This is a genomic window from Mesorhizobium sp. M7A.F.Ca.MR.176.00.0.0, from assembly GCF_004023165.1.
In the GTDB taxonomy this organism is placed as follows: domain Bacteria; phylum Pseudomonadota; class Alphaproteobacteria; order Rhizobiales; family Rhizobiaceae; genus Mesorhizobium.
The window spans coordinates 1-26,518 of record NZ_RZTC01000027.1; the positions used below are offsets into that span (position 1 = coordinate 1).

The window sequence follows — 26,518 nt, forward strand, 5'->3', positions numbered from 1 at the left end:
GCAGGTACCAGTTCTCCTCGCTGCCGGCACTGACGCCGCCCTTGAACAGGTAATATTCAAAGGCACCGGCGGCGACCGGGGCGTCGAGCGCGAATGTCGTGGCGCCCGAGGTGGCGCCGTTGATTGCCTGGACGACCATGATGCCGTCCTGCGTGGTCGCAGCCCCCGCGCCGCCGAGATTGACCACGGAGATGCCGGTCGAACCGGAAGCCGTTCCGCTCGACAGGACCAACTTGTCGGATGCGGAGGAATCGTCACCGAGCTCGGTCTGGATAAGCAGCAGGCCCCCCAGCCCGACATAATTGCCCGAAATCGTCAGGCTGTCGGTGGCGCCGGTGCTGCCATTGGTCAGGTCGATGCGGCCGGCATTGGTGACCTGCGCCAACTGGCCTGCCGTAAACGCCTGGATCGCCGCATTGAAGCCGCCGCCATAGAGCGTGCTTGCGGCATCGACACTGAGCGAACCTGTGCCGGTGCCGCTATCGCCGAGCACCAGCTTGCTGTCCATCGTCAGTTCGGTGTCGTTGGTGGCGTCGATGCTTTCCCAGTTCTGGAGCCGGCTGACCCCATCCAGTTTGACGTTGTCCAGTGTCAGCGCGTCGGTACCGAGGCCGCCTGATATGGCATTCGTGGCACCGAGATTGGCGTTGGTGAGGTTGCTGAGCCTGGCGGTGTCGTTGTCGCCGCCGAGATCGACGGCGCCATAGATGATGCCGCCACCGTTCCAGACGAAATCGTCGGCGCCAAAGCTCATCAGTATATCGCCACCGACCGTGCCGCCGGTGACCGTGACGCTGTCATTGCCGCCGCTGACGCTGATGTTGCCGCCGACGGTGCCGCCCGACAGGATGATCGTGTCCTTGTCGAAGCCGGTGACGAGGTTGCGGTCGATGGTGCCGCCGGACATGTTGAAGTAATTCTGGTCGAGCTTCATGTTGACGCGGCCGATGCGGCCACCGATCATCACGGCGCGGTCGCCATCGTCGAAGAAATCGACGATGCGGCCGCCGGTCATGGTGAAGGTGTCGAGGCCGTCGCCCTGGTTGAGCGAGCCGATCTGGCCGCCGCTCATGTTGAAGTCGTCGATGCCGGCGCCCTGCTGGACATTGCCGGCGACGGTCCCCGCGCCAATGGTGAAAAAATCCGTGCCGCCACCCTGATCGACGGTGCCGGTGATGGTGCCGGACTGCATGTCGATGCGGTCCGTGCCGACACCAAAGGTCACGTTGCCTGATATCTGCCCGGTGCCGCCGGCGGGAAAATTCAGCGTGTTATCGCCATCGGCATCGGTGAGGCTGCCGCCCGAGTCGCCGCTATCGCAGGTGTAGACGGTATTTCCGGCGATTGGGCCCAGCACGCATGCGGCAAACGCAGCTGAATTGGGCAGCAACGCAAAGGCCGTAGTTGAGAGGATGCTAATAAGCCAAGGGTGTAGCGGATGCGGCTTTCGCCGTGGCGAAGCAACTGTCACCTGCGCATCCTCCGAACGACTGTTCGGAAGCGAGTTCTTCATATGCCACATCGCGTCCCCTCTCGATTCGCGATTTCCAGCCCCCGCCAGTCGCCGTAATGAAGACACAATTCATTCGATTTTACAAAGCCTAATCTGCCCCGCATGGTTGCTAAACTGCAAAGACTACTGAAATGATCTGGCGTAGCGCGCGGTTGGCGTGTCCGTGGCCCATGCTTTAGGATCGGTTTGGGCCGAAGGATCGAGGCCCTGTCACGGATCGATGAAAGGACATCGCATGGCAACCAGGGACGCATTCGGCCTGACGCTTTCGGGTGCAACGGAGGCGGGGTTCGCCCCCTACAGCCAGGCAGTGCGCGAACTGCAGTGCTTCATCGGCGATCCCGTGGCGTCCATCGACCACGCCATCGCGGAAGATCCCGGCTTCGTCATGGCGCATGTCTTCAAGGGCTATCTGTTCGGCCTCGCCACCGAGCGGGAGGCGACAGCGGTGGCCAAGGCTTGCCATGAGGCGTCACTGCCGCTTGCCGCGACCACGCGCGAGCGGGCGCATGTCACAGCCCTGGGTCATCTCGCCAACGGACGCTGGCATCAAGCCAGCCGCATTCTCGAGGACATCACCATCGAGACCCCGCGCGACGGGCTGGCGCTGCAGGTCGGCCACCAGATCGATTTCTTCACCGGCAATGCACGCATGCTGCGCGACCGCATCGCACGCGCCCTGCCGTCCTGGCAAAGCGGCATGCCCGGCTACCACGCCATGCTCGGCATGCACGCCTTCGGGCTGGAGGAAATGGGTGACTATGTCAGGGCCGAGCAGCTTGGCCGCGCGGCGGTCGACTTCGAGCCGCGCGACGGCTGGGCGCAGCATGCCGTCGCCCATGTCATGGAAATGCAGAGCCGGCAAAGGGATGGCATCGCCTGGATGCTGACCAACCCGGAAGCGTGGACAAGGGAGAGTTTCCTGCAGGTCCACAATTGGTGGCACCTGGCGCTGTTCCACTATGATCTCGGCGAGACCGACGCGGTGCTGGCCCTCTATGACGGCCCCATCTACATCGTGCAATCGACGATGGCGCTCAACATGGTCGATGCCTCGGCAGTCCTGTGGCGGCTCGCCCTCGGCGGCGTCGATGTCGGCGACCGCTGGGCGGCGCTCGCCGCCAATTGGCATAAGGCCGGCGCCGGCAATTATGCCTTCAACGATGCCCACGCGATGATGGCCTTTGTCGGTGCAGGGTTAGATGCGCCGGCCCTCGCTTTGCTTGAGGCTCAGCGCGAGGCCATGCGTGGCAGCGACGACAATGCGGCTTTCACGCGGGATGTCGGCCATCCGCTGACGCTCGCCATCAAGGCATTCGGTGAGGGCAGTTACGCCGAGACCGTGCGCCTGATCCGGCCGATCCGATCGATCTCCCATCGCTTCGGCGGCAGCCACGCCCAGCGCGATGTTATCGACCTGACGCTGATCGAGGCAGCGTTGCGCGCCGGTGACGGTGCGCTGGCCAGGGCGCTCACGGCCGAGCGTTCGATGGCGCGGCCCGACAGTCCGCTGTCAGCGCTGTTTGTGCGACGCGCCGCCGATTTGTCGGAGAATTGACCCGAAGCGGATCTTGTTTTAAAAACTGGCCAAGCCAGATTTTTTCGAGACCCGAAAAAATTAACTGGCGTGGGAGGAAGACATGTATCTGGGCCTCGATCTCGGGACGTCGGGCGTCAAGGCGCTGCTGATCGTTGCCGGGCAAACCGTCGTCGGTTCCGGCCATGGTTCGCTTGATGTTTCACGGCCGCATCCCGGCTGGTCGGAACAGAATCCCGAGCACTGGATCCGGGCTTGCGAAGACGCAATCGCCGAGCTCAAATCCTCCCATCCGGATGAACTCGCGGCAGTCAAGGGCATTGGCCTGTCCGGGCAGATGCATGGCGCCACGCTGCTCGACGCCGCCGACAAGGTGCTGCGTCCCTGCATCCTGTGGAACGACACGCGCAGCCATGCCGAGGCGGCTGTCCTCGATGCCGATCCGCGCTTCCGCGCTCTGACCGGCAACATCGTCTTTCCCGGTTTCACCGCGCCGAAACTTGCCTGGGTGAAAAACAACGAACCCGCTCTCTTCGCCAAGGTCGCAAAAGTGCTGCTGCCCAAGGATTTCCTGCGGCTCTGGCTTTCGGGCGAACACATTTCGGAGATGTCGGATTCTGCCGGTACCTCCTGGCTCGATGTCGGCAACCGGCGCTGGAGTACGGACCTGCTCGCAGCGACGTCGCTCGACGAGGAGCAGATGCCGTCGCTGGTCGAGGGTACGCACAAGGCAGGCGCACTGCGCAGTGAATTGGCCTCGAAATGGGGCGTCCAGGCCGGCATTCCAATCGCCGGCGGCGCCGGCGACAATGCGGCCTCGGCCTGCGGCATGGGCACGGTCGGCGCCGGCCACGCTTTCGTCTCGCTCGGCACATCGGGCGTGCTGTTTGCCGCCAACGCTTCCTACCTGCCCAACCCGGCTAGCGCGGTTCACACCTTCTGCCACGCCCTGCCGAACACCTGGCACCAGATGGGGGTCATCCTGTCGGCAACGGATTCGCTCAATTGGCTGTCCGAAATCACCGGGAAGAGCGCCGGCGAATTGACCGCTGAACTCGGCGACACATTGGAGGCGCCCAGCGGCGTGTCCTTCCTGCCTTATCTCTCGGGTGAGCGCACACCCTACAATGATGCCGCCATTCGCGGCGCGTTCGCCGGGCTGGCGCATGAATCGAGCCGTGCCGTGCTGACCCAGGCCGTGCTGGAGGGTGTGGCCTTTGCCTTCCGCGACAGCCTCGACGCCCTGGCGAAGGCCGGCACGAGTTTGACGCGGGTGACGGCGATCGGCGGCGGTTCCCGCTCGCGCTACTGGCTGAAGGCGATTGCCACCGCGCTTCAACTGCCTGTCGACATTCCCGCCGACGGCGACTTCGGCGCCGCCTTTGGCGCCGCACGGCTCGGCCTGATCGCTGCGACTGGTGCCGATCCCCTGGAAGTCTGTACGGCACCGAGGACGGATGCCACGATCGAACCGGACGCGGCGCTTGGCGGCGTCTATGCCGATGCCTATCAGCGCTACCGGGAGCTGTACCCGGCGATCAGGGCTGTAACCGCGTGATTCAGTGCGAGGCGCCCCCCTCTGCCCTGCCGGGCATCTCCCCCTCTAGGGGGGAGATCGGCAGCGTTGACGGCTTTACTCGTCTTGCAAGGTTGATAATTAGCGATGGCGGGAAAGACAGCCAATCTCCCCCCTTGAGGGGGAGATGGCCGGCAGGCCAGAGGGGGGCGCTTCGCACCCGCCTCGCCCAGAAGTCCTTACTGCGCAGGCACCTTGTCGAGAAAGCCGGTGACGCTCTTCAGGCGGCCGTTCTCGATGATTCCGATGTCGGTACCTTCGATCACCGATGGCGTCCCCTCAGGCCCGAGATTCCACGAGAAGCGGATCTTGTCGGCAAAACCGTCCGGCGTGCCCTTCAGCGAGAGCCGGAAGCCGGCAAAGCGCTGCTGCACGCCGTCGATCAGAGCCGCGACGCCTTCATGGCCGTCGCCCTGCATGAGCGGATCACGATAGCTGACGTCTTCCGTGAAGGTCGCCTTGAGCAATTCGGTCCGGCGGACGGCATCGCTTTCGTTCCAGGCGGTGATGTAGTTTTCAGCGATCTTGGTGAGGTCGGTCATGGTCTGTCTCCTTCATTTGACGGTTTTGACATGACCCTTTTCAACCGGCGCTGGCCTGAAACCAATTACGCCTGAGGTAATGGCGGCAGAACTTTGTGAGAGGACAGAAATCATGAGCAGCGGATTTTTCGGCGACATCAAGAAAATCAAATATGAAGGGCCGGATTCGACCAATCCGCTGGCCTATAGGTTCTACAATCCCGACGAGCTCGTCGCCGGCAAACGGCTGGAAGACCATCTGCGCTTCGCCGTCGCCTACTGGCACTCCTTTGCCTGGCCGGGCGGCGATCCGTTCGGCGGCCAGACCTTCGACCGGCCGTGGTTCCCCAAGGCAGGTGGCACCGACACGATGGAGCTGGCAAAGCTGAAAGCGGACGTCGCCTTCGAGATGTTCTCGCTGCTCGGCGCGCCCTATTTCTGCTTCCACGACGCCGATGTGCGGCCGGAAGGCAAGGATTTTTCCGAAAGTGCCGCGCGCCTCGACGAGATCGCCGATTACTTCGCGGGGAAGATGAAGCAGACCGGCGTCAAGCTGCTTTGGGGCACCGCCAATCTGTTCTCCAATCGCCGCTTCATGTCGGGGGCGGCCACCAATCCCGATCCGGATGTCTTTGCCTACGCAGCGGCGACGGTAAAAAGCTGCATCGACGTCACCAAGCGGCTGAAGGGCGAAAACTACGTGCTGTGGGGCGGGCGCGAAGGCTATGAGACGCTGCTCAACACCGACCTCGCGCGCGAGCAGGAACAGGCCGGCCGGTTCCTCAGCATGGTCGTCGACTACAAGCACAAAATCGGCTTCAAGGGCGCGATCCTGATCGAGCCGAAGCCGCAGGAGCCGACCAAGCATCAGTATGATTACGATGTCGCCACGGTCTACGGCTTCCTCAAGCGCTTCGGGCTGGAGAAGGAGGTCAAGGTCAATATCGAGCAGGGCCACGCCATCCTGGCCGGCCATTCCTTCGAGCACGAACTGGCTCTGGCCAATGCGCTCGGCATTTTCGGTTCGATCGATATGAACCGCAACGACTATCAGTCGGGATGGGACACCGACCAGTTCCCCAACAACGTGCCGGAAATGGCACTGGCCTACTACCAGGTCCTGCAGGCCGGCGGCTTCAAGACCGGCGGCACCAATTTCGACGCCAAGCTGCGCCGCCAGTCGCTCGATCCGCAGGACCTGCTGATCGGCCATATCGGCGGCATGGACTCTTGCGCACGTGGCCTGAAAGCCGCGGCCCGCATGGTTGAGGACAAGGCGCTATCGGCGCCGCTGGCCGAACGTTATGCCGGCTGGAACACGGCCGAGGGCAAGGCGATGCTCGCCGGCAAGCGCACGCTTGAGGATATCGCCGAGCGTGTCGTCAAGAAGAAGATCGAGCCGCAGCCGAGGTCCGGCCGCCAGGAACTGCTGGAAAATATCGTCAACCGCTACGTGTAAGGCGCGCGCCGCTCCATCTCTGGACCGACATCCGGCACCACTGGATGAAAGCCGCCGCCATCGCTATCTGCTAGTCAGCCCACTTCGCGAGAGGCTGCCGAGGATCGCACAGATCTTCGGCAGCCAGCGTGAGATCAAGATGCCACGCGTGTCGCCGAAAGAGAGCCCGTGCGGCAGCCTTTATTTTTATGCATGTCGTCATCCCAAAACCGCTGGCACTTTTGGGCGACATGCATTGGCGGGAGACGGAAAATGGCAGAGGATCGAATCATCGTGCGCCCGGCGCAGGCGAGCGATATTCCGGCGTTGAAGCAGGTGCTGCAGGAAACGTTCGAAGGCACATGGCTGCCGAACATCACCGAAGCAGCGGCGCGGTGCTATGTCGAGACGGATATTGGCGGGCGCTATGTCGACCGGAGCTGGCCTGAGTTCGCCGTTGCCGAGATCGATGGCGAGGTCGCCGGCCTGATCCATTGGCGCGCGGATTTCATCGAGGCCCTGCACGTCATGGCATCCCGTCAAGGCCAAGGTGTCGGCCGCAAGCTGCTTTCCCATGCCGAACAGGCAATCGGCACCGCCGGGTTGGCGCAGGCGCGGCTGGAAACCGACACGTTCAACCTGCCGGCACAAGCCCTCTACAAGGCGGTCGGCTATGTCGAGAAAAACCGCTATCCAGACGACGAATGGGACAGTGGCTTTACCACGAGTGCTGTTCGAAAAGCGGCTGTAGATCTCTCCTTGACCTGACCTGCCAAGGCGCAGGAACAGCTTTGCGCATGGCCCGGTCCCGCGACACGGTTTTGCCCTTCGACGCCCTTCAATGACCTCGCTCTTGCCTTCAAACAGCCGTCACGAATCTCGTATAAGACTGGCTCGTGGCGGGAGAGGAAGAAGGAGGCGAACCGATATGCAGAACGAACGTGAAATCGACGCCCTGCTCTCACCTGGCGAGGCTGGATCGATCATCGACCGGCTGATGGCGATGCCGCGGAAAACGGACGACGCCAAGATTTCGAATGAATGGGATCGCGCCGTGGCCAGCCGCTTCGAGACCCGTCTGGCCAGACAGATGCGCTCGCAAATCGACGGCGACCGCCAGAACGCGGCCTGATCGCGCGTTGAAACCTACCCCCTCCGCAACCTGACCGGCGCTTCGCCGAAAGTCTTTGAAAACGCCCTCGAAAATGCCGCGGCGGACGAGAACCCGGTCCGCCCGGCAATGTCGGCCATGGCAACCCTTGTATCGACCACCAGCCGGCGCGCGGCACCGAGGCGCAGCCTGAGATAATAGGCGCCCGGCGTCTCGCCGATCGACTTGCGAAAGATGCTCTCCAATGTCCGCGCCGTCACCCCGGCGCGCTTTGCCACTGCTTCTATGGTCAGCGGCTGGTCGACATGCGCTTCCATCAGCCGGATGGCTTGCGCAAGGCGCGGGTCGTAGCCGTCGAGCCGGCCGAGCGAGACCAGCGGCTGTGCGTCGGTGGCGGCGCGCGCCTGGTCGTAGATGAAGACGCTGGCGACATCGAGTGCGACGGCCATGCCGAGCCGCGTACGGATGAGATGCAGCATCAGGTCGAAGGTCGGCGACGCGCCACCCGACGTGAACACCGGCCCGTCGATGACATAGCGGTCAGGGCGGACATCGACGCCGGGAAAGGCCGAGGAAAAATCCTCCATGTCCTCCCAGTGGGTGGTGGCGCTGCGCCCTTCCAGCAGGCCGGCGCGAGCCACCAGCCAGGTGCCCGCCTCGACACCGCCGCAAGCACGCGCCGTGCGTGCCGCCCGGCGCAGTCCGGACAACAGAGCCGACGTTGCATAATTCTGGGTGCCGAAGCCGGCGACGACGACAAGGACGTCGGTTGGCTCGCCCGCGTCGAAACGGCCACTGACCGCCACCGGCAGGCCGCATGTGGTGACCGGAGCCTCGCCGGTCACCGAGACCAGCCGAAAATCGAACAGGGTCTCGCCGGAGATGCGGTTGGCGGCCCGCAGTGGATCGACGGCGGATGCGACGCACATGATGGACGAGCCGGAAAACACCAGCAGCGTCACCTTGAGCGGCGAGCGCTCGGCGCGAAAGATCGTCGGTTTTTCGCTTTTTGTCATGGAAGCTTCGTAAAACGCAAAACAGTTTTCGGCAAGTCGGGCATTGTTGTGGACTGTTCTTTCGGAGGAGAGTTCTATGCCGCTTGCGATGAACCGTGAGGTCTTCATTACCTGTGCCGTGACCGGGTCCGGCGGGTCGCAGGACCGCAGCCCTCATGTGCCGCGCTCGCCAAAGCAGATCGCCGATTCGGCCATCGACGCGGCCAAGGCTGGCGCCGCAATCGTGCACTGCCACGTCCGCGACCCCGAAACCGGCAAGCCCAGGCGCGATGTGCATCTCTACCGCGAAGTGACCGAGCGCATCCGCGAGGCAGAAGTCGACGTCATCCTCAACCTGACCGCCGGCATGGGCGGCGACATGGTGTTCGGATCGCCGGAAGCGCCGCTGCCGCTCAACGAAAAAGGCACAGACATGGGCGGCGCCACCAACCGCATGGAACATGTGCGCCAATGCCTGCCGGAAATCTGCACGCTCGACTGCGGCACCATGAATTTCGCCGAGGCCGACTATGTCATGACCAACACGCCCGGCATGCTGCGCGCCATGGGCGGCATGATGACGGCGCTCGGCGTCAAGCCGGAGATCGAGGCCTTCGACACCGGTCATCTGTGGTTCGCCAAGCAGCTGGTCGAGGAAAAGGTGCTCAATCCGGATGCACTGGTGCAGCTCTGCATGGGCGTGCCGTGGGGCGCGCCCGACGACCTCAACACCTTCATGGCGATGGTCAACAATGTGCCGTCGACCTGGAACTGGTCGGCCTTTGCCATCGGCCGCAACCAGATGGCCTATGCTGCTGCGGCGGTGCTGGCCGGCGGCAATGTCCGCGTCGGTCTCGAAGACAATCTCTGGCTCGACAAGGGCGTACTGGCGACCAATGCGCAGTTGGTCGAGCGCGCCGCCAGCATCGTCACCAATCTCGGCGCCAGGATCCTTGGGCCGGAAGAGGTACGGCAGAAGCTCAACCTCACCAAGCGGGCGCCGATCGCGGCATAAATTATTCGTCGGGAGGGTCGGCATGACTACCGTAAAATTCACCGCAATGAAGGATGGCGACCGGGACGACTACGAGTTCCTGACCGCGCATGAGATCGACTATGCCGCCAGGACCGGCGAGCGGCTGCTCGATGCGCTGGTGCAGCTCGACGCGGGCCTTTCGGGCTACAAGATCACCCGGCTCGGCCATTCGCTGCAGGCGGCGACGCGTGCCTGGCGCGACGGCGCCGACACCGACTGGATCGCCTGCGCGCTACTGCACGACATCGGCGACATCTATGCGCCTTACAATCACGACGAATATGCCGCTTCGATCCTGAAACCCTTCGTGCGCGAACAATGCACTTGGGTGGTGGAGAAACATGGCGACTTCCAGCGGCTCTACTATGCCCATCACCTCGGCGGTAACCGCCATGCGCGCGACCGCTTTGCCGGCCACGCCTATTTCGACGATTGCGACCAGTTTTGCGAACGCTGGGACCAGTCCAGCTTCGACCCCGATTATGACACGCTGCCGATCGAATTCTTCCGGCCCTTCGTCCTCGAAGTCTTTGCCCGCAAGGCATACGACCCGTCCGTGATCCGCGCCGGCGAACGCGTGCCGCTCATAGATCCCACAACCGCCATGACCAGAACCGGAGCTTCCGCATGAGCATCATCAACAAGGCAGCCGCCATCGGTGGCGGCGTCATCGGCGCCGGCTGGGTGGCGCGGCTGCTGCTCAACGGCATCGACGTGTCGATCTTCGATCCCGATCCCGAGGCGTCGCGCAAGGTCGGCGAAGTGATGAAGGGCGCGCGCCGCGCCTACAAGCAGATGGTACCCGGCGGTTTGCCAAAAGAGGGCAAGCTGACCTTTGCCAAGACCATCGCCGAGGCAGTGGCCGATGCCGATTTCATTCAGGAAAGCGTGCCGGAACGGCTCGACCTCAAGCACCGGGTGCTCGCCGAGATCGATACCCACGCGCCGGCCAATGCGATTGTCGGTTCCTCGACCTCCGGCATCAAGCCAACCGACATGCAGGTGGCGATGAAGAAGCATCCGGAGCGGCTGGTCGTCGGCCATCCGTTCAACCCGGTCTATCTCCTGCCGCTGGTCGAGATCGTGGGCGGCGAGCAGACCTTTCCCGAGGCGATCGAGGTCGCCAAGGAGATGTATGCCTCGATCGGCATGAAGCCGGTCGTCATCCGCAAGGAGATCGAGGCCTTCGTCGGCGACCGCCTGCTCGAAGCGGCATGGCGCGAGGCGCTGTGGCTGATCAAGGACGGCATCTGCACGGTCGAGGAACTCGACGACATCATGCGCTACGGCTTCGGCCTGCGCTGGGCGCAGATGGGCATGTTCCAGGTCTATCGCGTCGCCGGTGGCGAGGCCGGCATGCGCCACTTCATGGCGCAGTTCGGGCCCTGCCTGAAATGGCCATGGACCAAGCTGATGGATGTGCCGGAGTTCAACGACGAACTGGTCGACCTGATCGCCACGCAATCGGACGACCAGGCACATGGGCTGTCGATCCGCGAACTGGAAAAAATCCGCGACGACAATCTGGTCGCCATCATGGACGCGCTGTCGAAGCAGAACAAAGGCAAGGGCTGGGGCGCCGGCGCGCTGCACAAGGACTATACCAGGCAACTGGCCAAGCTGGCGGCGAAGAAGCCCACGGCCTCCAAGGCGGCCGAGAAGGCCAAAGCCTTGAAACCGGTGAAGAAAGCCGAAAAGCCGAAGAAGAAGCCCGGCAAGAAGAAAGGCTGAGAGCATGGATTTCGGGCTGTCGGAGGAACAGAGGCTCATCGTCGAGACGACGCGTGCGTTCGTCGAGAACGAGCTTTACCCGCATGAGCGCGAGGTCGAGCGCACCGGCGTGCTGCGCCGCGACCTGATCGAGGAGATCAAGGTCAAGGCGATCGAAGCTGGGCTCTATGCCGCCAACATGCCGGCCGATGTCGGCGGTGCTGGCCTCGATACGGTGACTTGGCTGCTCTACGAAAAGGAGCTTGGCCGCGCCAATTACGCGCTGCACTGGACTTGCGTGGCGCGGCCCTCCAACATCCTCCTGGCCGGCACGCCGGAGCAGCGCGAGAAATATCTGTTCCCCTGCATCCGCGGCGAGAAATGGGACTGCCTGGCGATGACCGAGCCGGGCGCAGGCTCCGATTTGCGCGGCATGAAGGCGACCGCCGTACAGGACGGCGACGACTGGGTGCTGAACGGCACCAAGCATTTTATCTCCCACGCCGACCTCGCCGACTTTGCCATCGTTTTCATGGCCTCAGGCGAAGAGGATTCGCCGCGCGGCAGGCGCAAGAAGATCACCGCATTCTTCGTCGACAAAGGGACGAAGGGCTTCACCGTCCGCGATGGCTACCGCAACGTCTCGCATCGCGGCTACACCAACGCCATCCTCGAATTCGACGATTGCCGGCTTCCCGCCGCCCAAGTGTTGGGCGAAGTCCACAAGGGGTTCGACGTCGCCAATTCATGGCTCGGCGCCACCCGGCTGCAGGTCGGCGCCACCTGCCTCGGCCGCGCCGAGCGGGCGCTTGGCCATGCCATCGAGTATGCCGCGCAGCGCCAGCAGTTCGGCCAGCAGATCGGCAAGTTCCAGGGCGTGTCGTTCAAGCTTGCCGACATGGCGACCGAATTGAAGGCCGCCGACCTGATGGTGTTCGAAGCCGGCTGGAAGTACGATCAGGGCACTGTCACCGATCAGGACATGGCCATGGCCAAGCTGAAGGCCACCGAGATGCTTGCATACGTTGCCGATGAGGCGATCCAGATTCATGGCGGCATGGGACTGATGGACGATTTGCCACTGGAGCGCATCTGGCGCGACGCGCGCGTCGAGCGCATCTGGGAAGGCACGTCAGAGATCCAGCGCCACATTATTTCAAGGGCGCTGCTGCGTCCGTTCGGGGCATAACATATGCATAAACTTGAGCGTCTCCTGCGGCCGAAATCGATCGCCGTCTTCGGCGGTGCGCAGGCCGCGGCCGTCGTCGCGCAATCGATCAAGATGGGCTTTGCCGGCGAGATCTGGCCGGTGCATCCGACCAAGGACGAGGTCGCCGGTCGCAAGGCCTATCGTTCGGTGGCTGACCTGCCGGGCGCGCCCGATGCTGCCTTTGTCGGCGTCAACCGGCATTTGACCATCGAGGTGATCAAGGCGCTGGCCGAGCGCGGCGCCGGCGGCGCCGTCTGCTTTGCCGCCGGCTTCCTCGAAACCGAGGCCTATGACGATGATGGCGAGCGGCTGCAGGCCGAGCTGGTCGCCGCAGCCGGCTTGATGCCGATCATCGGGCCGAATTGCTACGGCCTGATCAATTATGCCGACGGCGCGCTGCTGTGGCCCGACCAGCATGGCGGCATAAGATTGGCCGAGGGCGGCAAGGGCGTCGCCATCATCACCCAGTCCTCCAACATCGCCATCAACATGACCATGCAGAGGCGCGGCCTGCCGATCGCCTTCCTGATGACCGCCGGCAACCAGGCGCAGACCGGTCTGTCCGAAATGGCGCTCGGCCTGATCGAGGACGAGCGGGTCACGTCGCTCGGCCTGCATATCGAGGCCTTCGATTCGGTAGCCGGCTTCGAGAGGCTGGCGGCACGGGCGCGCGAGCTGAAAAAGCCGATCATCGCCATGAAGGTCGGCCGTTCCGAACAGGCCAGGCAGGCGACCGTCTCGCACACCGCCTCGCTGGCCGGCTCGGACGCGGCCTCGGGTGCGTTCCTGCGGCGGCTCGGCATTGCGCGTGTCGATTCGATCCCCGCCTTTATCGAGGCGCTGAAGCTGCTGCACATCACCGGACCTTTGCCCGGCTACAGGCTGTCGTCGATGAGCTGCTCCGGCGGCGAGGCCTCCGTCATGGCCGACAGCGCCGAAGGGCGCTGGGTCAATTTCCCTGTGCTGACCGACAGCCACCGCGCCCATGTCAAATCGACGCTCGGGCCGCTGGTCGCGGTCGCCAATCCCTTGGACTATCACACCTTCATCTGGAACAACGAGCCGGCGATGACCGCCACCTTCACCGCCATGGTGTCGGGCGGCTTCGACCTCAACATGCTGGTGCTGGATTTTCCGCGACCTGATCGTTGTTCGGTCACCGATTGGTGGGCGACGTTGCGCGCCTTCGAATCGGCGCTGAAGACCAACAAGGCGCATGGCGCGATCGTCTCGTCGCTGCCGGAAAACCTGCCGGAGGAGTACACCGCCGAACTGATGGCGCGCGGCATGGTGCCGTTGTTCGGCATTTCGGAAGCCATGGATGCCGCCGGGGCGGCGGCCTTCATCGGCTGGGCTTGGGCCGAACCGCAGGCGCAGCCGATCGACACTTCTGCTGCCGGTGCGCCTGGTGGCGACCATGTCACGCCCGACGAGGCCGAAGCAAAATCGCGGCTGATCAAGGCCGGCCTGCCGGTGCCGAAAGGCGAACGGGCCGCCAATGCGGTCGAGGCGGTGATTTCGTCGATGGCGCTCGGCTTTCCCGTCGCACTGAAGGCGCTCGGCGTCAGCCACAAATCCGAAGTTGGCGCCGTCAGGCTCAACCTCAGGGATGCCGAATCCGTCAGCACCGCGGCGCATGACCTCTTGCCGCTCGGCACCGGGCTCTATGTCGAGCGCATGGTGCGCGACGGTGTCGCGGAACTGATCGTCGGCTTCACCCGCGACCCGATGTTCGGCGCGGTGATGACCTTGGGCACCGGCGGCGTGCTGGTCGAACTGTTGCGCGACAGCGTCACGCTGATGCTGCCGGCGACGCGCGACGATATCGAGGCGGCGCTGCGCGGCCTGAAACTGTTCCCGCTGCTCGAGGGCTATCGCGGCCGGCCAAAAGCCGATGTCGCGGCTGCCATCGATGCCATTTCGGGCATTGCCGCCTTCGTGCAGCAGAATGCCGGTGAGATCGAGGAACTCGACATCAACCCGCTGATCGTCTGCAGCGAAGGCAAGGGCGCCTGGATCGCCGACGCACTGCTGGTGCTGGGAGAGAACAAGAATGTCTGACGTCATTTCGACCCGCCGCGAGGGCACCATCCTCGAGGTCACCCTCGACCGGCCCAAAGCCAACGCCATCGACCTGAAGACCTCTCGGCTGATGGGCGAGACCTTCAAGGCATTCCGAGACGATCCGGAATTGCGCGTCGCCATCGTCAAGACCGCCGGCGACAAGTTCTTCTGTGCCGGCTGGGACCTCAAAGCCGCTGCCGGCGGCGATGCCGTCGATGGCGACTATGGCGTCGGCGGCTTTGCCGGGCTGCAAGAATTGCGCGACCTCAACAAGCCGGTGATCGCTTGCGTCAACGGCATGGCGGTCGGCGGCGGCTTCGAGCTGGCGCTGTCCTGCGACCTCATCTATGCCTCCGATCATTCCTCCTTCGCGCTCCCCGAAATCCGCGCCGGCACGCTGGCCGACGCGGCAACGATCAAACTGCCGAAGCGCATCCCCTACCATGTCGCCATGGACCTTCTGCTGACCGGCCGCTGGATGGATGTGGCCGAGGCGCATCGCTGGGGCCTGGTCAACGAAGTGCTGCCCAAGGAGAAGCTCGAGGACCGTGTCTGGGAGATCGCCCGGCTGCTCGCAGGCGGCCCGCCGCTGGTCTTTGCAGCGATCAAGGAGACCGCGCGTGTGGCCGAGGCGCTGACCTTCCAGGATGCAATGAACAAGGTGACGCGGCGCCAGCTGCCGACGGTCGATGCCCTCTACGGCTCCGAAGACGGCATGGAGGGTTTTCGCGCTTTTGCGGAGAAGCGTGAGCCGGTGTGGAAGGGGAAATGAGGATTGTTGCCGAAATGACAGCGCTCACCCCCCTCTGTCCTGCCGGACATCTCCCCCTCAAGGGGGGAGATTGGCAGCTTCGATCTCTGCGCTCTTCTTGCGACGCAGAAGGTTGGCGAAAGCCTTCGCAACATCCGATCTCCCCCCTTGAGGGGGAGATGTCCGGTAGGACAGAGGGGGGCGCCCTGGCTCAGCCTTGGGCGCCTTTCCAGCACCCATGACCGATTACAAAACCCTCATCGACGCCGAGACCTGGGCGTTCATAGAGCGGACCAATTCCTACTATCCGCCCGACACGATCGACTACACGATCGCGCAGCAGCGCGGGATCTATGACCGCATGTGCCGCGAATTCTTTGCCGGCTATCCCGAAGGCGTGGCGGTCGAAACCTCAGCCATTGCGACGCCCACGCACGACATCCCGATCCGCACCTACCGAAGCACACACAAAGCTGCGGTGACGGTGCTCTATGTCCATGGCGGCGGCTTCATCCTCGGTGGGCTGGACAGCCACGACGATGTCTGCGCCGAGCTCTGTGCCCGCACCGGCTATGAGGTGGTCTCGGTCGATTATCGGCTGGCGCCGGAGCATCTGCATCCGGCGGCCTTCGACGATGCGATGAGCGCCTTCGAATGGGCCGCCGCCAATCGCGATCATCCTATCGTGCTGTGCGGCGACAGCGCCGGCGGCAATCTCTGCGCCGCCGTCAGTCACGCCACGCGTGACCGTTCGAAAAGGCCGGTTGGCCAGGTGCTGATCTATCCCGGCCTCGGCGGAGACCGCGCGAAAGGCTCCTATGTCAAGCACGCCGAAGCGCCGATGCTGACCATCCGCGATCTCGAATTCTACAAGCACATCCGCACCAGCGGCGTGGATAGGACCGGGGACATCACGCTGTCGCCGCTCGCCGACACCGACTTCTCCAACCTGCCGCCGACAGTACTGATCACCGCCGAGTGCGACCCGCTGTCGTCGGATGGCGAGAGCTATCACGACCTGGTCGTGGCGGCGGGCGGACGCGCAACCTGGTTCGAGGAAACGGGGCTGGTGCATGGTTATCTCCGAGGCCGGCACACGGTCGGCCGCGCCCGCGCAAGCTTCACCCGGATCGTCGATGCGGTGACCGCGCTTGGACAGGGCGATTGGCGCTGGTGATCGCGGCTGGACTCTGAGGACCGACCGGCCCCGGCTCATCCCACCGAAGCGGTCGCCGCACGGCCGGCGCTGCGGCCGGAAAAGATGCAGCCGCCGAGGAAGGTGCCCTCAAGCGCCGCATAACCATGCACACCGCCGCCGCCAAAACCGGCGGCTTCGCCGACGGCGTAGAGTCCCGCAACCGGCTGGCCATCGGCACGCAGCACGCGGCTGTCGAGATCGGTCTGCAGGCCGCCCAGCGTCTTGCGCGTCAGGATGTTGAGGCGCACCGCTATCAGCGGGCCGTTTGCCGGATCGAGCATCTTGTGCGGCTTGGCCGTGCGGATCAGCCGGTCGCCGAGATAGGCGCGCGCCCCGCGCAGAGCGGTGATTTGCATGTCCTTGGAGAACGGGTTGTCGAGCTGCCGGTCGCGGGCGCGGATTTCGCGCTCGACTTGGGCTACCTCAAGAAGCGGCTCGCCGCCGGCAAGCGCGTTCATGCGCGCGACCAGCGTCGGCAAGTCGGCCTCGACGATGAAATCCTCGCCCTTCTCCATGAACGCCTTGACCGGGCTCGGAATGCCCGATGTGGCGCGACCGAGCACCTGGCGCCAACTCTTGCCGGTCAGGTCCGGGTTCTGTTCGGAGCCCGACAGCGCGAACTCCTTCTGGATGATCTTCTTGGTCAGGATGAACCAGGAATAGTCGAAGCCGGTGCTCATGATGTGGCTGAGTGTGCCCAGCGTATCGAAACCGGGATAGAGCGGCACCGGCAGGCGCTTGCCGCGCGCATCGAGCCACAGCGATGACGGGCCGGGCAGGATGCGGATCGCATGATCGGTCCAGACCGGCGCCCAATTCTTGATGCCCTCGACATAGTGCCACATGCGGTCGCGGTTGATGATCGAACCGCCGGCCCGTTCCGTGATCGCCAGCATGCGGCCGTCGACATGATCGGGCACGCCGGTGATCATGCGCTTCGGTGCCGCGCCCAGCCGCTGCGGCCAGTTTTCCCGCACAAGCTGATGGTTGGCGCCGATGCCGCCGGAGGCGACGATCACCGCTTGCGCGTGAAGCTCGAAATCGCCTGATATTTCGCGCGAACTCTTGTGGCCGCGCTCGACAGCGCTGGGCTGCAGGATGTCGCCACGCACACCGGTCACAACAGCACCCGTCCGCGTCAGTTCATTGACGCGGTGGCGGAATTTGAAACTGATCAATCCGCGCTTTTGGGCCTCGCGCACGCGCTGGGCGAACGGTTCGAGCACACCGGGGCCGGTGCCCCAGGTAATGTGAAAGCGCGGCACCGAATTGCCATGGCCGATGGCATTGCCGCCGCCCCGCTCGGCCCAGCCGACCACAGGAAAGAATTTCAGGCCGCGCTGCATCAGCCAGGAGCGTTTCTCGCCGGCGGCGAAGCCGACATAGGCTTCCGCCCATTTGCGCGGCCAGAAATCCTCCGGCCGATCGAAAGCCGCGGTGCCCAACCAGTCTTCCAACGCCAAGTCATGCGAATCGCGGATGCGCATGCGCCGCTGCTCGGGCGAATCGACGAGAAAAAGGCCGCCGAACGACCAGAATGCCTGGCCGCCCAGCGACTGCTCGGGCTCCTGGTCGACGATGATGATTTTCTTGCCGGCCTCGGCAAGCTCGGCGGCGGCAACCAGCCCTGCAAGGCCGGCGCCGACAATGATCACGTCCGCATCGTCAGCCATCTTTCCTCCCAGAATTAGCCGGCTACTTCAATTGCAAGGGGTCAGACGGTCTCCCAGCCTTCTTTGCCGCCGGCGCGGAAGATGGCATCGATGACTTTCTGGTTGAGCACGGATTCCTCCAGCGTGAAGACGCGCTCCTTGCCGCCCTGTGCTGCACGCGCGAAGGTCTCGACCTCCAGCCGGTATTGCTGCGTGCCGGGAAAGCGGAACACCTGCGCCTCGGTGTGGTTCTGGTTGTGCAGTTCGACGCGGTGGTGGTCGTAGAGCCCGGCATTGAAGGGCGAGAACAACTCGATGAAACCCTTCTCGCCGTGGAACACCATCACCTGGCGCGCCGCCATCTGCGTCGACAGATAGAAGGACAGCTCGAAGTCGCCGAAATCGGCGCGGATCGAGGAGTAGATGTCGGTGCCGAATGTCTTGTCGCGCTCGATCGTCGCCTGCACGCGCAGCGGCTCCTTGCCGGTCGAAAAGCGCGTCGACACGGTCGGGTAGACGCCGATATCGGGCAGCGCGCCGCCGCCGAGGTCGAGCTGGTTGCGCATGTTGCTGGGGTCGACATTGTAGTAGGAGAAGGCACCCTGCACATGGCGCAGCCGGCCGATGGCGCCGCTGGCGATGAGGTCGCGTACTTTGATCCATTGCGGGTGGTAGATGACCATGAAGGCCTCGCAGACCAGCACCTTTTTCTGGTCGCGCAGCTTGATCAGCGGCAGGATCTCCTTGGCGTCGAGCGCCAGCGGCTTTTCGACCAGCACGTGCTTGCCGGCTTCGATGGCCTTGGCCGCCCATTCGACATGCTGCGAGGTCGGCAACGGGATGTAGACGCCATCGACCTCGTCGGAGGCAAGCAGTTCCTCATAGGAGCCGAAGGCATGGCGCGCGCCGAAGCGCTCGGCCAGCGCCTTGGCCTTCGACAGGTCACGGCTGGCGATCGCCGACAGCACGCCGTTCTCCGCCTCGACCATCGCCGGCAACAAATGCTCGCGGCCGATCTTGGCCGTCGACAACACACCCCATCGGAACATCAGGCTTCTCCATCACAATTACAGGCAACGAGGTTTGCCCGAAATCGCCGGAAAAGCCAATGACGAGGGTCAGCCCCTTTTGCCGGTCAGCGTCATGTCGAAGTCGACGATGTTGGAATAGATTGGCGTGCCGACATCCATGCCGTAGCGCGACCTCAGCACCTTGCCGGTGACATGGAATTTGATCGTCCCGGCCTTGAGACCGCCAAGCTCGGCCGTGAACTTTTCCGGAAACGTCTTGCCGCGCGCCGTCAGCCGGCCGCTGACGAGGGCCGTGGTGTCGCTGGTTCGGGTCACGCTGGTAGAGCGGAACTGGATCTCCGGGTTGTTGGCGGCATCAAACACCGCGTCGGAGCGCAGGAAGGCATCGATACGGCTCTGGCCGGTGCCAACGCTTTCGGGAAAGATGGTGAAATTGACCTGCGAGTGCCCGACATCGCTGTTGTCGATGCGGATCGAGCCCTTGAAGCGGGCGAAGGCGCCATTCAGGCCGCCGCCGCCGACCTTGCCGATGGAGAAGCGGATGCTGGAGTTGGCCGGGCTGATCGAATAGCTGCCGGCGGCGTCACCAAGCGCGACGGCCGCTGAAACAGGCATGGCGAGGCAAGCGGCGACCGCCGCAAATCCGAGGATGCGCGTGTACATGGGGATGTTCCTTGTTGGAGGCAGCGCATTTCTCGCGCCCTCACTCCATGAACGAATGAACCGCTCGCTCTATTCCGGATCTGACGAAGGCGTGATCATGCGCATGAGCACGCCATCCCTGAGCTGGAAATGATGCCGCAGTGCCGCCGCAACGTGGAGAGCCACAAGCGCCATGCCGGCATAGGCAAGATACCAATGCGCCGCCGCCCAGAAGCTTTCGGCACCATCCGATTCGGCCAGCGGCAGGTTCGGCATGACGAACAGGTTGAACGGCAGGCTGGGTATCTCCAGCATCGAGACCGACACGAGCGCCCAGCCGGACAAGGGCAAGGCAAGCTGGAACGCGTAGAGCGCAAAATGGGCCAACGGTGCCGCCCGACGTTCCAAAGTCCCGACCGAGCGCGGCAGCGCCGGCGTTGTATTGCCGCAGCGCCAGACGATGCGCAGGATGATCAGGCCGAGCAGCAGGAAGCCGAAGGATTTGTGCAGCTGGATCAGTTCGAAGGCGGTGCGCTGGCTGGTCACCCGCACCATGACGAAGCCGAGTCCGAACTGGCCGATGAAGATCAGCGCAATCAGCCAGTGAAGAATGATCGCGCCCCAGCCATAGCGGGTGGTGCTGTTGGTGATCGATGTTTGCATCGTTGGTGAACGACCGCGATGCCGGTTTTCTTCCACCAGGGGGAGGGGCGAGCCGGCTCTATCCACTCACCTTGAAGAAATCGACAAACGCCCTGAGCGCTGGCCGCATCTGACGGCGGCTCGGATAATAGACAAAGAAGCCGTCGAAGGGCGGGCACCAGTCCTCCAGCACGCGGATCAGCCTGCCGTCGGCGAGCGGGGCGCGGACATAGTCCTCAAAGACGAAGGCGAGCCCGGCGCCGTCGACCGCCGCCTGGGCGATCAGATGGTCCTCGTCGAGGATCAGCGGTCCCTCCACCGCCATCTCGATCGTCTCGCGGCCTTTCTCGAACTCCCAGCGGTAGAGGATGCCGCTGGAGAAGCGGAAGCGGATGCAGCGGTGGCCGGCCAGGTCGCGCGGGTGGCGCGGCTTGGGGTTGACCTCGAAATAGACCGGGGCGCCGACCACCGCGCCGCGAAGGTCCGGCCCGATGCGCACCGCGATCATGTCGCGCTGCAGGCTCTCGCCAAGCCGGACGCCAGCATCGAAGCCGCCTTCCACCACGTCGGTGAAGCGGTCCTCGATGACGATCTCCAGCACGATGTCGGGATAGGCCGACGCAAAGGCGCCCAGCCGTGGCGTCAGCGCCAAATGCGCTGCCGTGCGCGGCACGGTCAGGCGCAGATTGCCGGCCGGCCGGTCGCGCGTCTCGATTGCCGTCTCCAGCGCCAGGTCGATCTCCGACAGCGCCGGCCGCAACCGCTCCAGCAACTGCGCACCTTCTTCGGTCGGCGCGACGCTGCGTGTGCTGCGCGCCAGCAGCCGAACGCCAAGCCGCGCCTCCAGGCTGGATACCGCGTGGCTGACAGCCGAAGGCGCGATGGCCAATTCCCTGGCGGCGCCCCGAAAGCTGCCGCATTGAGCGACAGTTGCCAGCACGGCCAATTGGGAAAGATGCGCGCGATTCATTGATCTATCTTTTAGTACAGCCCGTGCGGATGGAAGCCGATTATCGAACACAAGGCAAGGCGCTATTTCTCCCACATCGCAACAAGGAGACGCGTTATGCAAACCCGCAAGCTAGGAACTGAATTGAACGTCTACCCCGTCGGCCTCGGCTGCATGGGCATGAGCTTCGCCTATGGCGGCCAAGCGGAAGCCGATGCGATCGCCACGCTGCATCGCGCCGTCGATATCGGCGTCAACTTCTTCGACACGGCGGAGGTCTATGGCCCCTTCGAGAACGAGATCCTGCTCGGCAAGGCGCTGAAGCCGGTGCGCGACAAGGTGACGATCGCGACAAAATTCGGCTTCCGGATTCTGGAGGAAGGTACAGGCCTCGACCGCATGGCTGGCGTCGACAGCCGCCCCGAGCACGTCAAAGCGGTCGCCGAGGCCTCGCTGAAGCGGCTGGGCACCGATGTGATCGACCTCTACTACCAGCACCGTGTCGACCCCAACGTGCCGATCGAGGATACGGTCGGCGCCATGGCCGAACTGGTGCGCGAGGGCAAGGTGCGCGCGCTTGGCCTGTCCGAGGCGAGTGCCGCGACCATTCGCCGGGCCCATGCCGTGCATCCGATATCGGCCGTGCAGAGCGAATATTCGCTGTGGAGCCGCGACCCGGAAGACGAGGTGTTCGCCGTCTGCCGCGAGCTCGGCATCGGCTTCGTTCCCTATAGCCCGCTCGGCCGTGGGCTGCTGACCGGCACGATCGCCGAGCCCGAGGCCTTGAGCGACGGCGACTGGCGCCGGACCTTGCCGCGCTTCCAGGCCGAGGCGATGGAAGCCAACGCCGCTGTCATCGCCACCTTGGAAAAGCTGGCTGTTAAAAAGGGCGTGACCTCGGCACAGCTGGCGCTGGCCTGGGTGCTGCACCAGGGCGATTTCATCGTACCGATCCCCGGCGCGCGCAAGATACGCCATCTGGAGCAGAACACGGCGGCGGCGGACATCGCGCTAAGCGCGGCCGAGGTGCAGGCTATTGGTGACGCGCTGTCGCCCAACAAGGTTATGGGCAAGCGCTATACTGAGGAGTTGCTGGCGCTGGTGAATGGGTAAAAACTGCGAGTAAGCGAAAGGGGCGCCGGGCGCCCCTTTTTCGTACGCAGCGCGGTGCAAAAGGTGGGAGACGCTGGCGTGAAGCGCCCCCCTCTGCCCTGCCGACATTTCCTACCAAGGCACGACAGTGATCTCCGGCCAATACTCCTGGGCGCGTCTGCCCTTCGCCTCATGCGTCTTCTGACTGTCCATCACCCGGTTCGGTGTGATGCGGAACGAAAAAACATCATCCAGCCCGAACGGCGCCACCAACACCAGCTGCCCGTCAGCATCGTATCGAACCCCGACGGCGTGCGTCTTCGACGCGAAATAGCAGACGGGATCGCTGGCGTTCGAATAGCGCGGGCACGGCCGCCCGAACTTCTGCGGATACCAAAGATGCACCCGCGCCTGATTGCGCACCTCGACCGGCAGCGGCAGTCCTTCGAAATGCTTCTCCGCGCGGCGAATAACGGCGTCCTCGGCCTCGTAGGAGAGGTCGCTGTCATCGAAGTAGAACAGGTCGACATCCCTGATGCCATACCCCGAAGGCTTGCCGGTCAGATGGTTCCAGACACTGTTGTAGAGCGCGCCGGAAACCACCAGCCAGTCCGGCAGGTCGAGCGTGCGAGCCCGCGCCAGCGCGTCGCGTAACAGCGGGTCGGCAAGCACGATGGCGAGAAACGCCGCGCGCTGCTCTTCAAGAGGAAGGCCCGAATAGCAGAGAGGATCCATCGCCCTTTGGAGAGCGATTCGGCAAGTATCCGCAATGCTTCGCCCATAGCGCCACCAAAGATGTGGCCAGATTGCAACGTGACCGGACCATGATGCTCGGCCTGGCCCTAAAACAGCCCCACCCTCGTCATCTGACGACTATGCGCGTCTGCCCATCTGCCGGCATGGACGATTGCTATTGGAATTTTCCACACCGGCTGGGGTAGCCTGGGCATGCAGATATCGTCGGTTTGGCCAGCAGCATCGTCGAGAGGACCGATCGACAGGGCAAAATTGACTGCGAAGTGGTTCTGGATTGCCGCGACCTTCTGCGTTCTGATCGCAGCCTCGCTCAATGCAAGTGCTGCGGCGGAGCCGATCGTGATTTCCCCGGCCACGCTGCCGGATGGGAGAGTTGGTGAGCACTATGATCGGACGCTGATGGCTTCAGGCGGAGCTGGCGGGCCATACACGTTCGCGCTCACTTCGGGGGTCACGCCGGTCTCCTTCAGCAGCGGCGGCGTCCTCTCCGGGGCAGTGATAGCCGCCCCCGGCACCTATAATTTCAGAGTCCTGGCGACAGATCAGGTCGGCAACACCGGCACACGCGACTACACGATTGTGATCGCGGACAACCCGGTCTTGATTTCGCCTGCTGCGTTGCCCGGCGGGCAGATTGGCCAGCCGTATAACCAGGCGCTGACGGCTTCGGGTGGCGCTGGCGGTCCCTACACGTTCTCGATCGTTTCGGGCTCCATGCCCGTCGCCTTCAGCAGTGCCGGCGTCCTCTCAGGGCCAGTGATAGCCGCCCCCGGCGTCTACAGTTTCAGGGTCCGGGCGACAGACCATGTCGGCAACAGCGGCGAACACGACTACACCATCGTGATCGCGGACAACCCGGTCGTCATTTCACCAGCTGCCTTGCCCGGCGCGCAGATTGGCCAGCCCTATAGCCAGGCGCTGACGGCTTCGGGTGGTGCTGGCGGCCCCTTTACGTTCTCGATCGTTTCGGGCTCCATGCCCGTCGCCTTCAGCGGTGCCGGCGTCCTCTCCGGGCCGGTCATAGCGGCCCCCGGGGTCTACAGTTTCAGGATTCGGGCGACGGACCATGTCGGCAACAACGGCGAACGCGACTACACGCTTGCGATCACCACTGGCCCGCCCATCGTAATTTCACCGGCAGCTTTGCCCAATGGCCAGGTTGGGCAGCCCTATAGCCAGATGCTGACCGCAACCGGTGGTGTGGGCGCGCCTTACACGTTTCAGCGGATCATCGGAAATCTGCCCGAAGGCGTTTCGCTCGCAACCGATGGCACACTCGGCGGCACGCCGACCGAGAGCGGATCATTTGCCTTTGCCGTCGATGTGTTCGACACCTCCGAGAACAGGGCAAGGCGCGAGTATACGCTGGACATCGCTGCGGCGCCCCGACCGACGGCGCCGTCACTGACCATGACGATCGTTGCCGGCATGTCAGCTTCGCTGCCGTTGACGCCGGGTGCTACCGGCGAACCATTCAGCGCCGCGGCGATCATGTCCAGCGCCCCCGCCGAGGGCGGCACGGCGACGCTGTCCGGCGCGCCCAACTACCTACTGACCTTCGCGTCCTCGCCGGTGTTTTCAGGCACCGTCATCGTAACATACACACTGACCGGCCCGGGCGGCGTTTCCGATCCGGCCACGGTGACCATCACCGTCACCACGCGGCCGGACCCATCCGACGATCCGGAGGTCGCCGGGCTGCTCAATGCCCAGGCGCAAGCGGTGCAGCAATTCGCCGCCGGGCAGACAGGCAATATCAACCATCGCATGGGCGCTTTGCGAAGCGAGGCGTGCCGCAAGGCCTTTGCGAATGGGCTCGAACTGTCTGGCCAAGGCGCCGATGGCAATGCCGCCAGCGTCGACTTTCCAGACGGATCCGATTGTGGGGGCGACGCGGCAAAGCTGGGCTTCGGCTTGTGGGCCGGCGGCCACATCGATCTCGGCCATAGTTCGCCTGACGATAGCGCGGAGCGGGACTCCGTTTCGATCAACATGACCACCGGCATCGACTACCGTTTCAACGACCGTTTCGTCGCCGGTCTGGCCGTCGGCTACTCCAGCGACGACAGCGACATTGGCGGCAATGGCACCGAGAGTTCCGGCGAGGCCTACAGCGCGACGCTCTATGCAAGCTATCGCCCGGCCGAAAACCTGTTTCTCGATGCCCTGGCCGGCTACGGTTCGTTCAGCTTCGATTCGAAGCGCTTCGTGACAAGTGTTGGCGGCTTTGCCGACGGTCAGCGTGACGGCGACCAGATTTTCGGCTCGCTGACTGCCGGTTTCGATCATCGCGTCGGCGGGCTGCGACTCACTCCGTTCGCCAGGTTGACGGCATCCTCTTCGAGCCTCGACGCGTTTACCGAAACCGGAGCAGGCATCTATTCGCTGAGCTTCGGCAAGCAGAGCGTCGACAGCTTCGGCGGCACGCTTGGCCTTGCCGGCGGCTATGACATGCCGGTGGCCCTCGGCGTCTTCACACCACGCTTCCGGTTTGAATACACTCACGAATTCTCCGGCTCGAGCGGCGTCGATATCCGCTACGCGGATAGTCCGGATGGCCTTGTCTATGGCTTCCAGACGCAGCCTTTGGCGAGTGACCAGGTGAGGATCGGCCTGGGCGCCGATCTGCTGCTGCACCAAGGGTTATCCATCGGGCTCGATTATCGCGGCACAATCGGCTTTCAAGACAGCTACAGCCATGCCTTTGGCCTGAGGGTCGGCGGCGGGTTCTGACCATTGCGGCAACGGCTGCTCATCCGTCCCGTGGACGGATGAGCAGCCCCATCGCTAACAGTTCAGTCGCCTTGGGCGCTACGTCCTCAGAACGCCACCGGCCTGCTTACCGACATTCTCGACGATACGCTTGGCCAGTGCCTCGAAATCCTCGTCGGTCAGTGTCTTTTCAACCGGCTGGATCGACACTTCGATGGCGATCGATTTCTTGCCCTCGCCCAGCGAAGCGCCTTCGAAGATGTCGAAGACCGAGACGGCGGTGATGAGCTTCTTGTCGGCGGCGAGCGCCGCGCGCACCAGCGTGCCGGCCTCGACCGTTTTGTCGACGACGAAAGCAAAGTCGCGCTTGACCGCCTGGAAG

22 protein-coding genes and 2 pseudogenes are annotated in these 26,518 nt (G+C 63.9%); 14 read left to right on the forward strand and 10 right to left on the reverse strand.

The annotated features are described in order from the left end of the window. Positions 1 to 1,522 (reverse strand): annotated as a pseudogene (locus tag EOB59_RS11630) (autotransporter outer membrane beta-barrel domain-containing protein); the annotation flags it as partial. A 226-nt stretch (positions 1,523 to 1,748) separates the two neighbouring features. Between EOB59_RS11630 and EOB59_RS11635 the strand changes: the two are divergent. After that, a complete protein-coding gene (locus tag EOB59_RS11635; protein ID WP_127396580.1) occupies positions 1,749 to 3,071 on the forward strand; it encodes a tetratricopeptide repeat protein in 1,323 nt (440 codons plus the stop codon). Between the two features lie 82 nt (positions 3,072 to 3,153). Beyond that, positions 3,154 to 4,608: a xylulokinase gene (xylB, locus tag EOB59_RS11640; protein ID WP_127808247.1), complete on the forward strand. Its 1,455-nt coding sequence runs from the start codon at positions 3,154 to 3,156 to the stop codon at positions 4,606 to 4,608. Positions 4,609 to 4,805: 197 nt separating this feature from the next. Here the strand turns inward: xylB and EOB59_RS11650 are convergent, their stop codons facing one another. Further along, positions 4,806 to 5,168, reverse strand: a complete 363-nt coding sequence (locus EOB59_RS11650; RefSeq protein WP_128288406.1) for a nuclear transport factor 2 family protein — start codon at positions 5,166 to 5,168, stop codon at positions 4,806 to 4,808. 112 nt (positions 5,169 to 5,280) lie between these two features. Between EOB59_RS11650 and xylA the strand changes: the two genes are divergently transcribed. The 3 genes from xylA to EOB59_RS11665 all read left to right on the forward strand — a co-directional run bounded on the left by xylA (position 5,281) and on the right by EOB59_RS11665 (position 7,717). Then, the gene (gene xylA / locus EOB59_RS11655; RefSeq protein WP_127328551.1) at positions 5,281 to 6,606 is read left to right on the forward strand and encodes a xylose isomerase; all 1,326 of its coding nucleotides are present in this window, start codon (positions 5,281 to 5,283) and stop codon (positions 6,604 to 6,606) included. A gap of 252 nt (positions 6,607 to 6,858) precedes the next feature. After that, on the forward strand, positions 6,859 to 7,353 hold the full coding sequence (locus tag EOB59_RS11660; RefSeq protein WP_164873729.1) for an N-acetyltransferase: 495 nt from the start codon (positions 6,859 to 6,861) through the stop codon (positions 7,351 to 7,353). A 160-nt stretch (positions 7,354 to 7,513) separates the two neighbouring features. Further along, entirely contained in the window at positions 7,514 to 7,717 is a 204-nt protein-coding gene (locus tag EOB59_RS11665; RefSeq protein WP_127398055.1) for a hypothetical protein, read from the forward strand. Positions 7,718 to 7,731: 14 nt separating this feature from the next. Here the strand turns inward: EOB59_RS11665 and EOB59_RS11670 are convergent, their stop codons facing one another. Beyond that, entirely contained in the window at positions 7,732 to 8,712 is a 981-nt protein-coding gene (locus EOB59_RS11670) for a GlxA family transcriptional regulator (protein WP_127398053.1), read from the reverse strand. A gap of 76 nt (positions 8,713 to 8,788) precedes the next feature. Here EOB59_RS11670 and EOB59_RS11675 point away from each other — a divergent pair, with 76 nt between their 5' ends. From EOB59_RS11675 to EOB59_RS11705, 7 genes are all read left to right on the forward strand, one after another. Further along, positions 8,789 to 9,706, forward strand: a complete 918-nt coding sequence (locus tag EOB59_RS11675; protein ID WP_127808248.1) for a 3-keto-5-aminohexanoate cleavage protein — start codon at positions 8,789 to 8,791, stop codon at positions 9,704 to 9,706. A gap of 22 nt (positions 9,707 to 9,728) precedes the next feature. Continuing rightward, positions 9,729 to 10,358 (forward strand): HD domain-containing protein, encoded by a 630-nt coding sequence (locus EOB59_RS11680; RefSeq protein WP_127269384.1) that lies wholly within the window; start codon positions 9,729 to 9,731, stop codon positions 10,356 to 10,358. Further along, positions 10,355 to 11,458: a carnitine 3-dehydrogenase gene (locus EOB59_RS11685; protein WP_127269385.1), complete on the forward strand. Its 1,104-nt coding sequence runs from the start codon at positions 10,355 to 10,357 to the stop codon at positions 11,456 to 11,458. Before EOB59_RS11680 ends, EOB59_RS11685 begins: the two co-directional genes overlap by 4 nt. A 4-nt stretch (positions 11,459 to 11,462) precedes the next feature. Continuing rightward, positions 11,463 to 12,626, forward strand: coding sequence for an acyl-CoA dehydrogenase (locus EOB59_RS11690; protein ID WP_127398681.1), 1,164 nt, complete (start codon positions 11,463 to 11,465; stop codon positions 12,624 to 12,626). 3 nt (positions 12,627 to 12,629) lie between these two features. Beyond that, on the forward strand, positions 12,630 to 14,708 hold the full coding sequence (locus tag EOB59_RS11695; RefSeq protein WP_128288407.1) for an acetate--CoA ligase family protein: 2,079 nt from the start codon (positions 12,630 to 12,632) through the stop codon (positions 14,706 to 14,708). Then, positions 14,701 to 15,483, forward strand: a complete 783-nt coding sequence (locus EOB59_RS11700) for a carnitinyl-CoA dehydratase (protein WP_127270028.1) — start codon at positions 14,701 to 14,703, stop codon at positions 15,481 to 15,483. The genes EOB59_RS11695 and EOB59_RS11700 overlap by 8 nt, the downstream gene beginning before the upstream one ends. Positions 15,484 to 15,700: 217 nt before the next feature. Further along, positions 15,701 to 16,639, forward strand: a complete 939-nt coding sequence (locus EOB59_RS11705) for an alpha/beta hydrolase (protein WP_127808250.1) — start codon at positions 15,701 to 15,703, stop codon at positions 16,637 to 16,639. Between the two features lie 35 nt (positions 16,640 to 16,674). Here the strand turns inward: EOB59_RS11705 and EOB59_RS11710 are convergent, their stop codons facing one another. The 5 genes from EOB59_RS11710 to EOB59_RS11730 form a co-directional block, all read right to left on the reverse strand. Then, positions 16,675 to 18,333, reverse strand: coding sequence for an FAD-binding dehydrogenase (locus tag EOB59_RS11710; RefSeq protein WP_128288408.1), 1,659 nt, complete (start codon positions 18,331 to 18,333; stop codon positions 16,675 to 16,677). 41 nt (positions 18,334 to 18,374) lie between these two features. Continuing rightward, positions 18,375 to 19,361 (reverse strand): Gfo/Idh/MocA family oxidoreductase, encoded by a 987-nt coding sequence (locus EOB59_RS11715; protein WP_128288409.1) that lies wholly within the window; start codon positions 19,359 to 19,361, stop codon positions 18,375 to 18,377. Positions 19,362 to 19,430: 69 nt separating this feature from the next. After that, positions 19,431 to 20,006 carry a YceI family protein gene (locus EOB59_RS11720; RefSeq protein WP_127808252.1) on the reverse strand — a complete coding sequence of 192 codons (576 nt, stop codon included), beginning with the start codon at positions 20,004 to 20,006 and terminating at the stop codon, positions 19,431 to 19,433. Positions 20,007 to 20,075: 69 nt separating this feature from the next. After that, entirely contained in the window at positions 20,076 to 20,648 is a 573-nt protein-coding gene (locus EOB59_RS11725; protein ID WP_128288410.1) for a cytochrome b, read from the reverse strand. 58 nt (positions 20,649 to 20,706) lie between these two features. Further along, positions 20,707 to 21,597: a LysR family transcriptional regulator gene (locus EOB59_RS11730; RefSeq protein WP_127266811.1), complete on the reverse strand. Its 891-nt coding sequence runs from the start codon at positions 21,595 to 21,597 to the stop codon at positions 20,707 to 20,709. Between the two features lie 96 nt (positions 21,598 to 21,693). Here EOB59_RS11730 and EOB59_RS11735 point away from each other — a divergent pair, with 96 nt between their 5' ends. Next, entirely contained in the window at positions 21,694 to 22,689 is a 996-nt protein-coding gene (locus EOB59_RS11735) for an aldo/keto reductase (protein WP_128288411.1), read from the forward strand. A gap of 111 nt (positions 22,690 to 22,800) precedes the next feature. Here the strand turns inward: EOB59_RS11735 and EOB59_RS11740 are convergent, their stop codons facing one another. Beyond that, on the reverse strand, positions 22,801 to 23,403 hold the full coding sequence (locus tag EOB59_RS11740) for a nucleotidyltransferase family protein (protein WP_128288412.1): 603 nt from the start codon (positions 23,401 to 23,403) through the stop codon (positions 22,801 to 22,803). A gap of 273 nt (positions 23,404 to 23,676) precedes the next feature. Between EOB59_RS11740 and EOB59_RS11745 the strand changes: the two genes are divergently transcribed. After that, positions 23,677 to 26,157, forward strand: a complete 2,481-nt coding sequence (locus EOB59_RS11745; protein ID WP_164895632.1) for an autotransporter domain-containing protein — start codon at positions 23,677 to 23,679, stop codon at positions 26,155 to 26,157. 78 nt (positions 26,158 to 26,235) lie between these two features. Here the strand turns inward: EOB59_RS11745 and EOB59_RS36185 are convergent. Next, a pseudogene (locus EOB59_RS36185) lies at positions 26,236 to 26,518 on the reverse strand (phenylalanine--tRNA ligase subunit beta); the annotation flags it as partial.

What these genes read in the sequence shown, in the direction of transcription:
- EOB59_RS11635 (WP_127396580.1), top strand. Translation starts at nt 1,749, where the DNA reads ATGGCAACCAGGGACGCATTCGGCCTGACGCTTTCGGGTGCAACGGAG.
- xylB (WP_127808247.1), top strand. Translation starts at nt 3,154, where the DNA reads ATGTATCTGGGCCTCGATCTCGGGACGTCGGGCGTCAAGGCGCTGCTG.
- EOB59_RS11650 (WP_128288406.1), bottom strand. Translation starts at nt 5,168, where the DNA reads ATGACCGACCTCACCAAGATCGCTGAAAACTACATCACCGCCTGGAAC.
- xylA (WP_127328551.1), top strand. Translation starts at nt 5,281, where the DNA reads ATGAGCAGCGGATTTTTCGGCGACATCAAGAAAATCAAATATGAAGGG.
- EOB59_RS11660 (WP_164873729.1), top strand. Translation starts at nt 6,859, where the DNA reads ATGGCAGAGGATCGAATCATCGTGCGCCCGGCGCAGGCGAGCGATATT.
- EOB59_RS11665 (WP_127398055.1), top strand. Translation starts at nt 7,514, where the DNA reads ATGCAGAACGAACGTGAAATCGACGCCCTGCTCTCACCTGGCGAGGCT.
- EOB59_RS11670 (WP_127398053.1), bottom strand. Translation starts at nt 8,712, where the DNA reads ATGACAAAAAGCGAAAAACCGACGATCTTTCGCGCCGAGCGCTCGCCG.
- EOB59_RS11675 (WP_127808248.1), top strand. Translation starts at nt 8,789, where the DNA reads ATGCCGCTTGCGATGAACCGTGAGGTCTTCATTACCTGTGCCGTGACC.
- EOB59_RS11680 (WP_127269384.1), top strand. Translation starts at nt 9,729, where the DNA reads ATGACTACCGTAAAATTCACCGCAATGAAGGATGGCGACCGGGACGAC.
- EOB59_RS11685 (WP_127269385.1), top strand. Translation starts at nt 10,355, where the DNA reads ATGAGCATCATCAACAAGGCAGCCGCCATCGGTGGCGGCGTCATCGGC.
- EOB59_RS11690 (WP_127398681.1), top strand. Translation starts at nt 11,463, where the DNA reads ATGGATTTCGGGCTGTCGGAGGAACAGAGGCTCATCGTCGAGACGACG.
- EOB59_RS11695 (WP_128288407.1), top strand. Translation starts at nt 12,630, where the DNA reads ATGCATAAACTTGAGCGTCTCCTGCGGCCGAAATCGATCGCCGTCTTC.
- EOB59_RS11700 (WP_127270028.1), top strand. Translation starts at nt 14,701, where the DNA reads ATGTCTGACGTCATTTCGACCCGCCGCGAGGGCACCATCCTCGAGGTC.
- EOB59_RS11705 (WP_127808250.1), top strand. Translation starts at nt 15,701, where the DNA reads ATGACCGATTACAAAACCCTCATCGACGCCGAGACCTGGGCGTTCATA.
- EOB59_RS11710 (WP_128288408.1), bottom strand. Translation starts at nt 18,333, where the DNA reads ATGGCTGACGATGCGGACGTGATCATTGTCGGCGCCGGCCTTGCAGGG.
- EOB59_RS11715 (WP_128288409.1), bottom strand. Translation starts at nt 19,361, where the DNA reads ATGTTCCGATGGGGTGTGTTGTCGACGGCCAAGATCGGCCGCGAGCAT.
- EOB59_RS11720 (WP_127808252.1), bottom strand. Translation starts at nt 20,006, where the DNA reads ATGTACACGCGCATCCTCGGATTTGCGGCGGTCGCCGCTTGCCTCGCC.
- EOB59_RS11725 (WP_128288410.1), bottom strand. Translation starts at nt 20,648, where the DNA reads ATGCAAACATCGATCACCAACAGCACCACCCGCTATGGCTGGGGCGCG.
- EOB59_RS11730 (WP_127266811.1), bottom strand. Translation starts at nt 21,597, where the DNA reads ATGAATCGCGCGCATCTTTCCCAATTGGCCGTGCTGGCAACTGTCGCT.
- EOB59_RS11735 (WP_128288411.1), top strand. Translation starts at nt 21,694, where the DNA reads ATGCAAACCCGCAAGCTAGGAACTGAATTGAACGTCTACCCCGTCGGC.
- EOB59_RS11740 (WP_128288412.1), bottom strand. Translation starts at nt 23,403, where the DNA reads ATGGATCCTCTCTGCTATTCGGGCCTTCCTCTTGAAGAGCAGCGCGCG.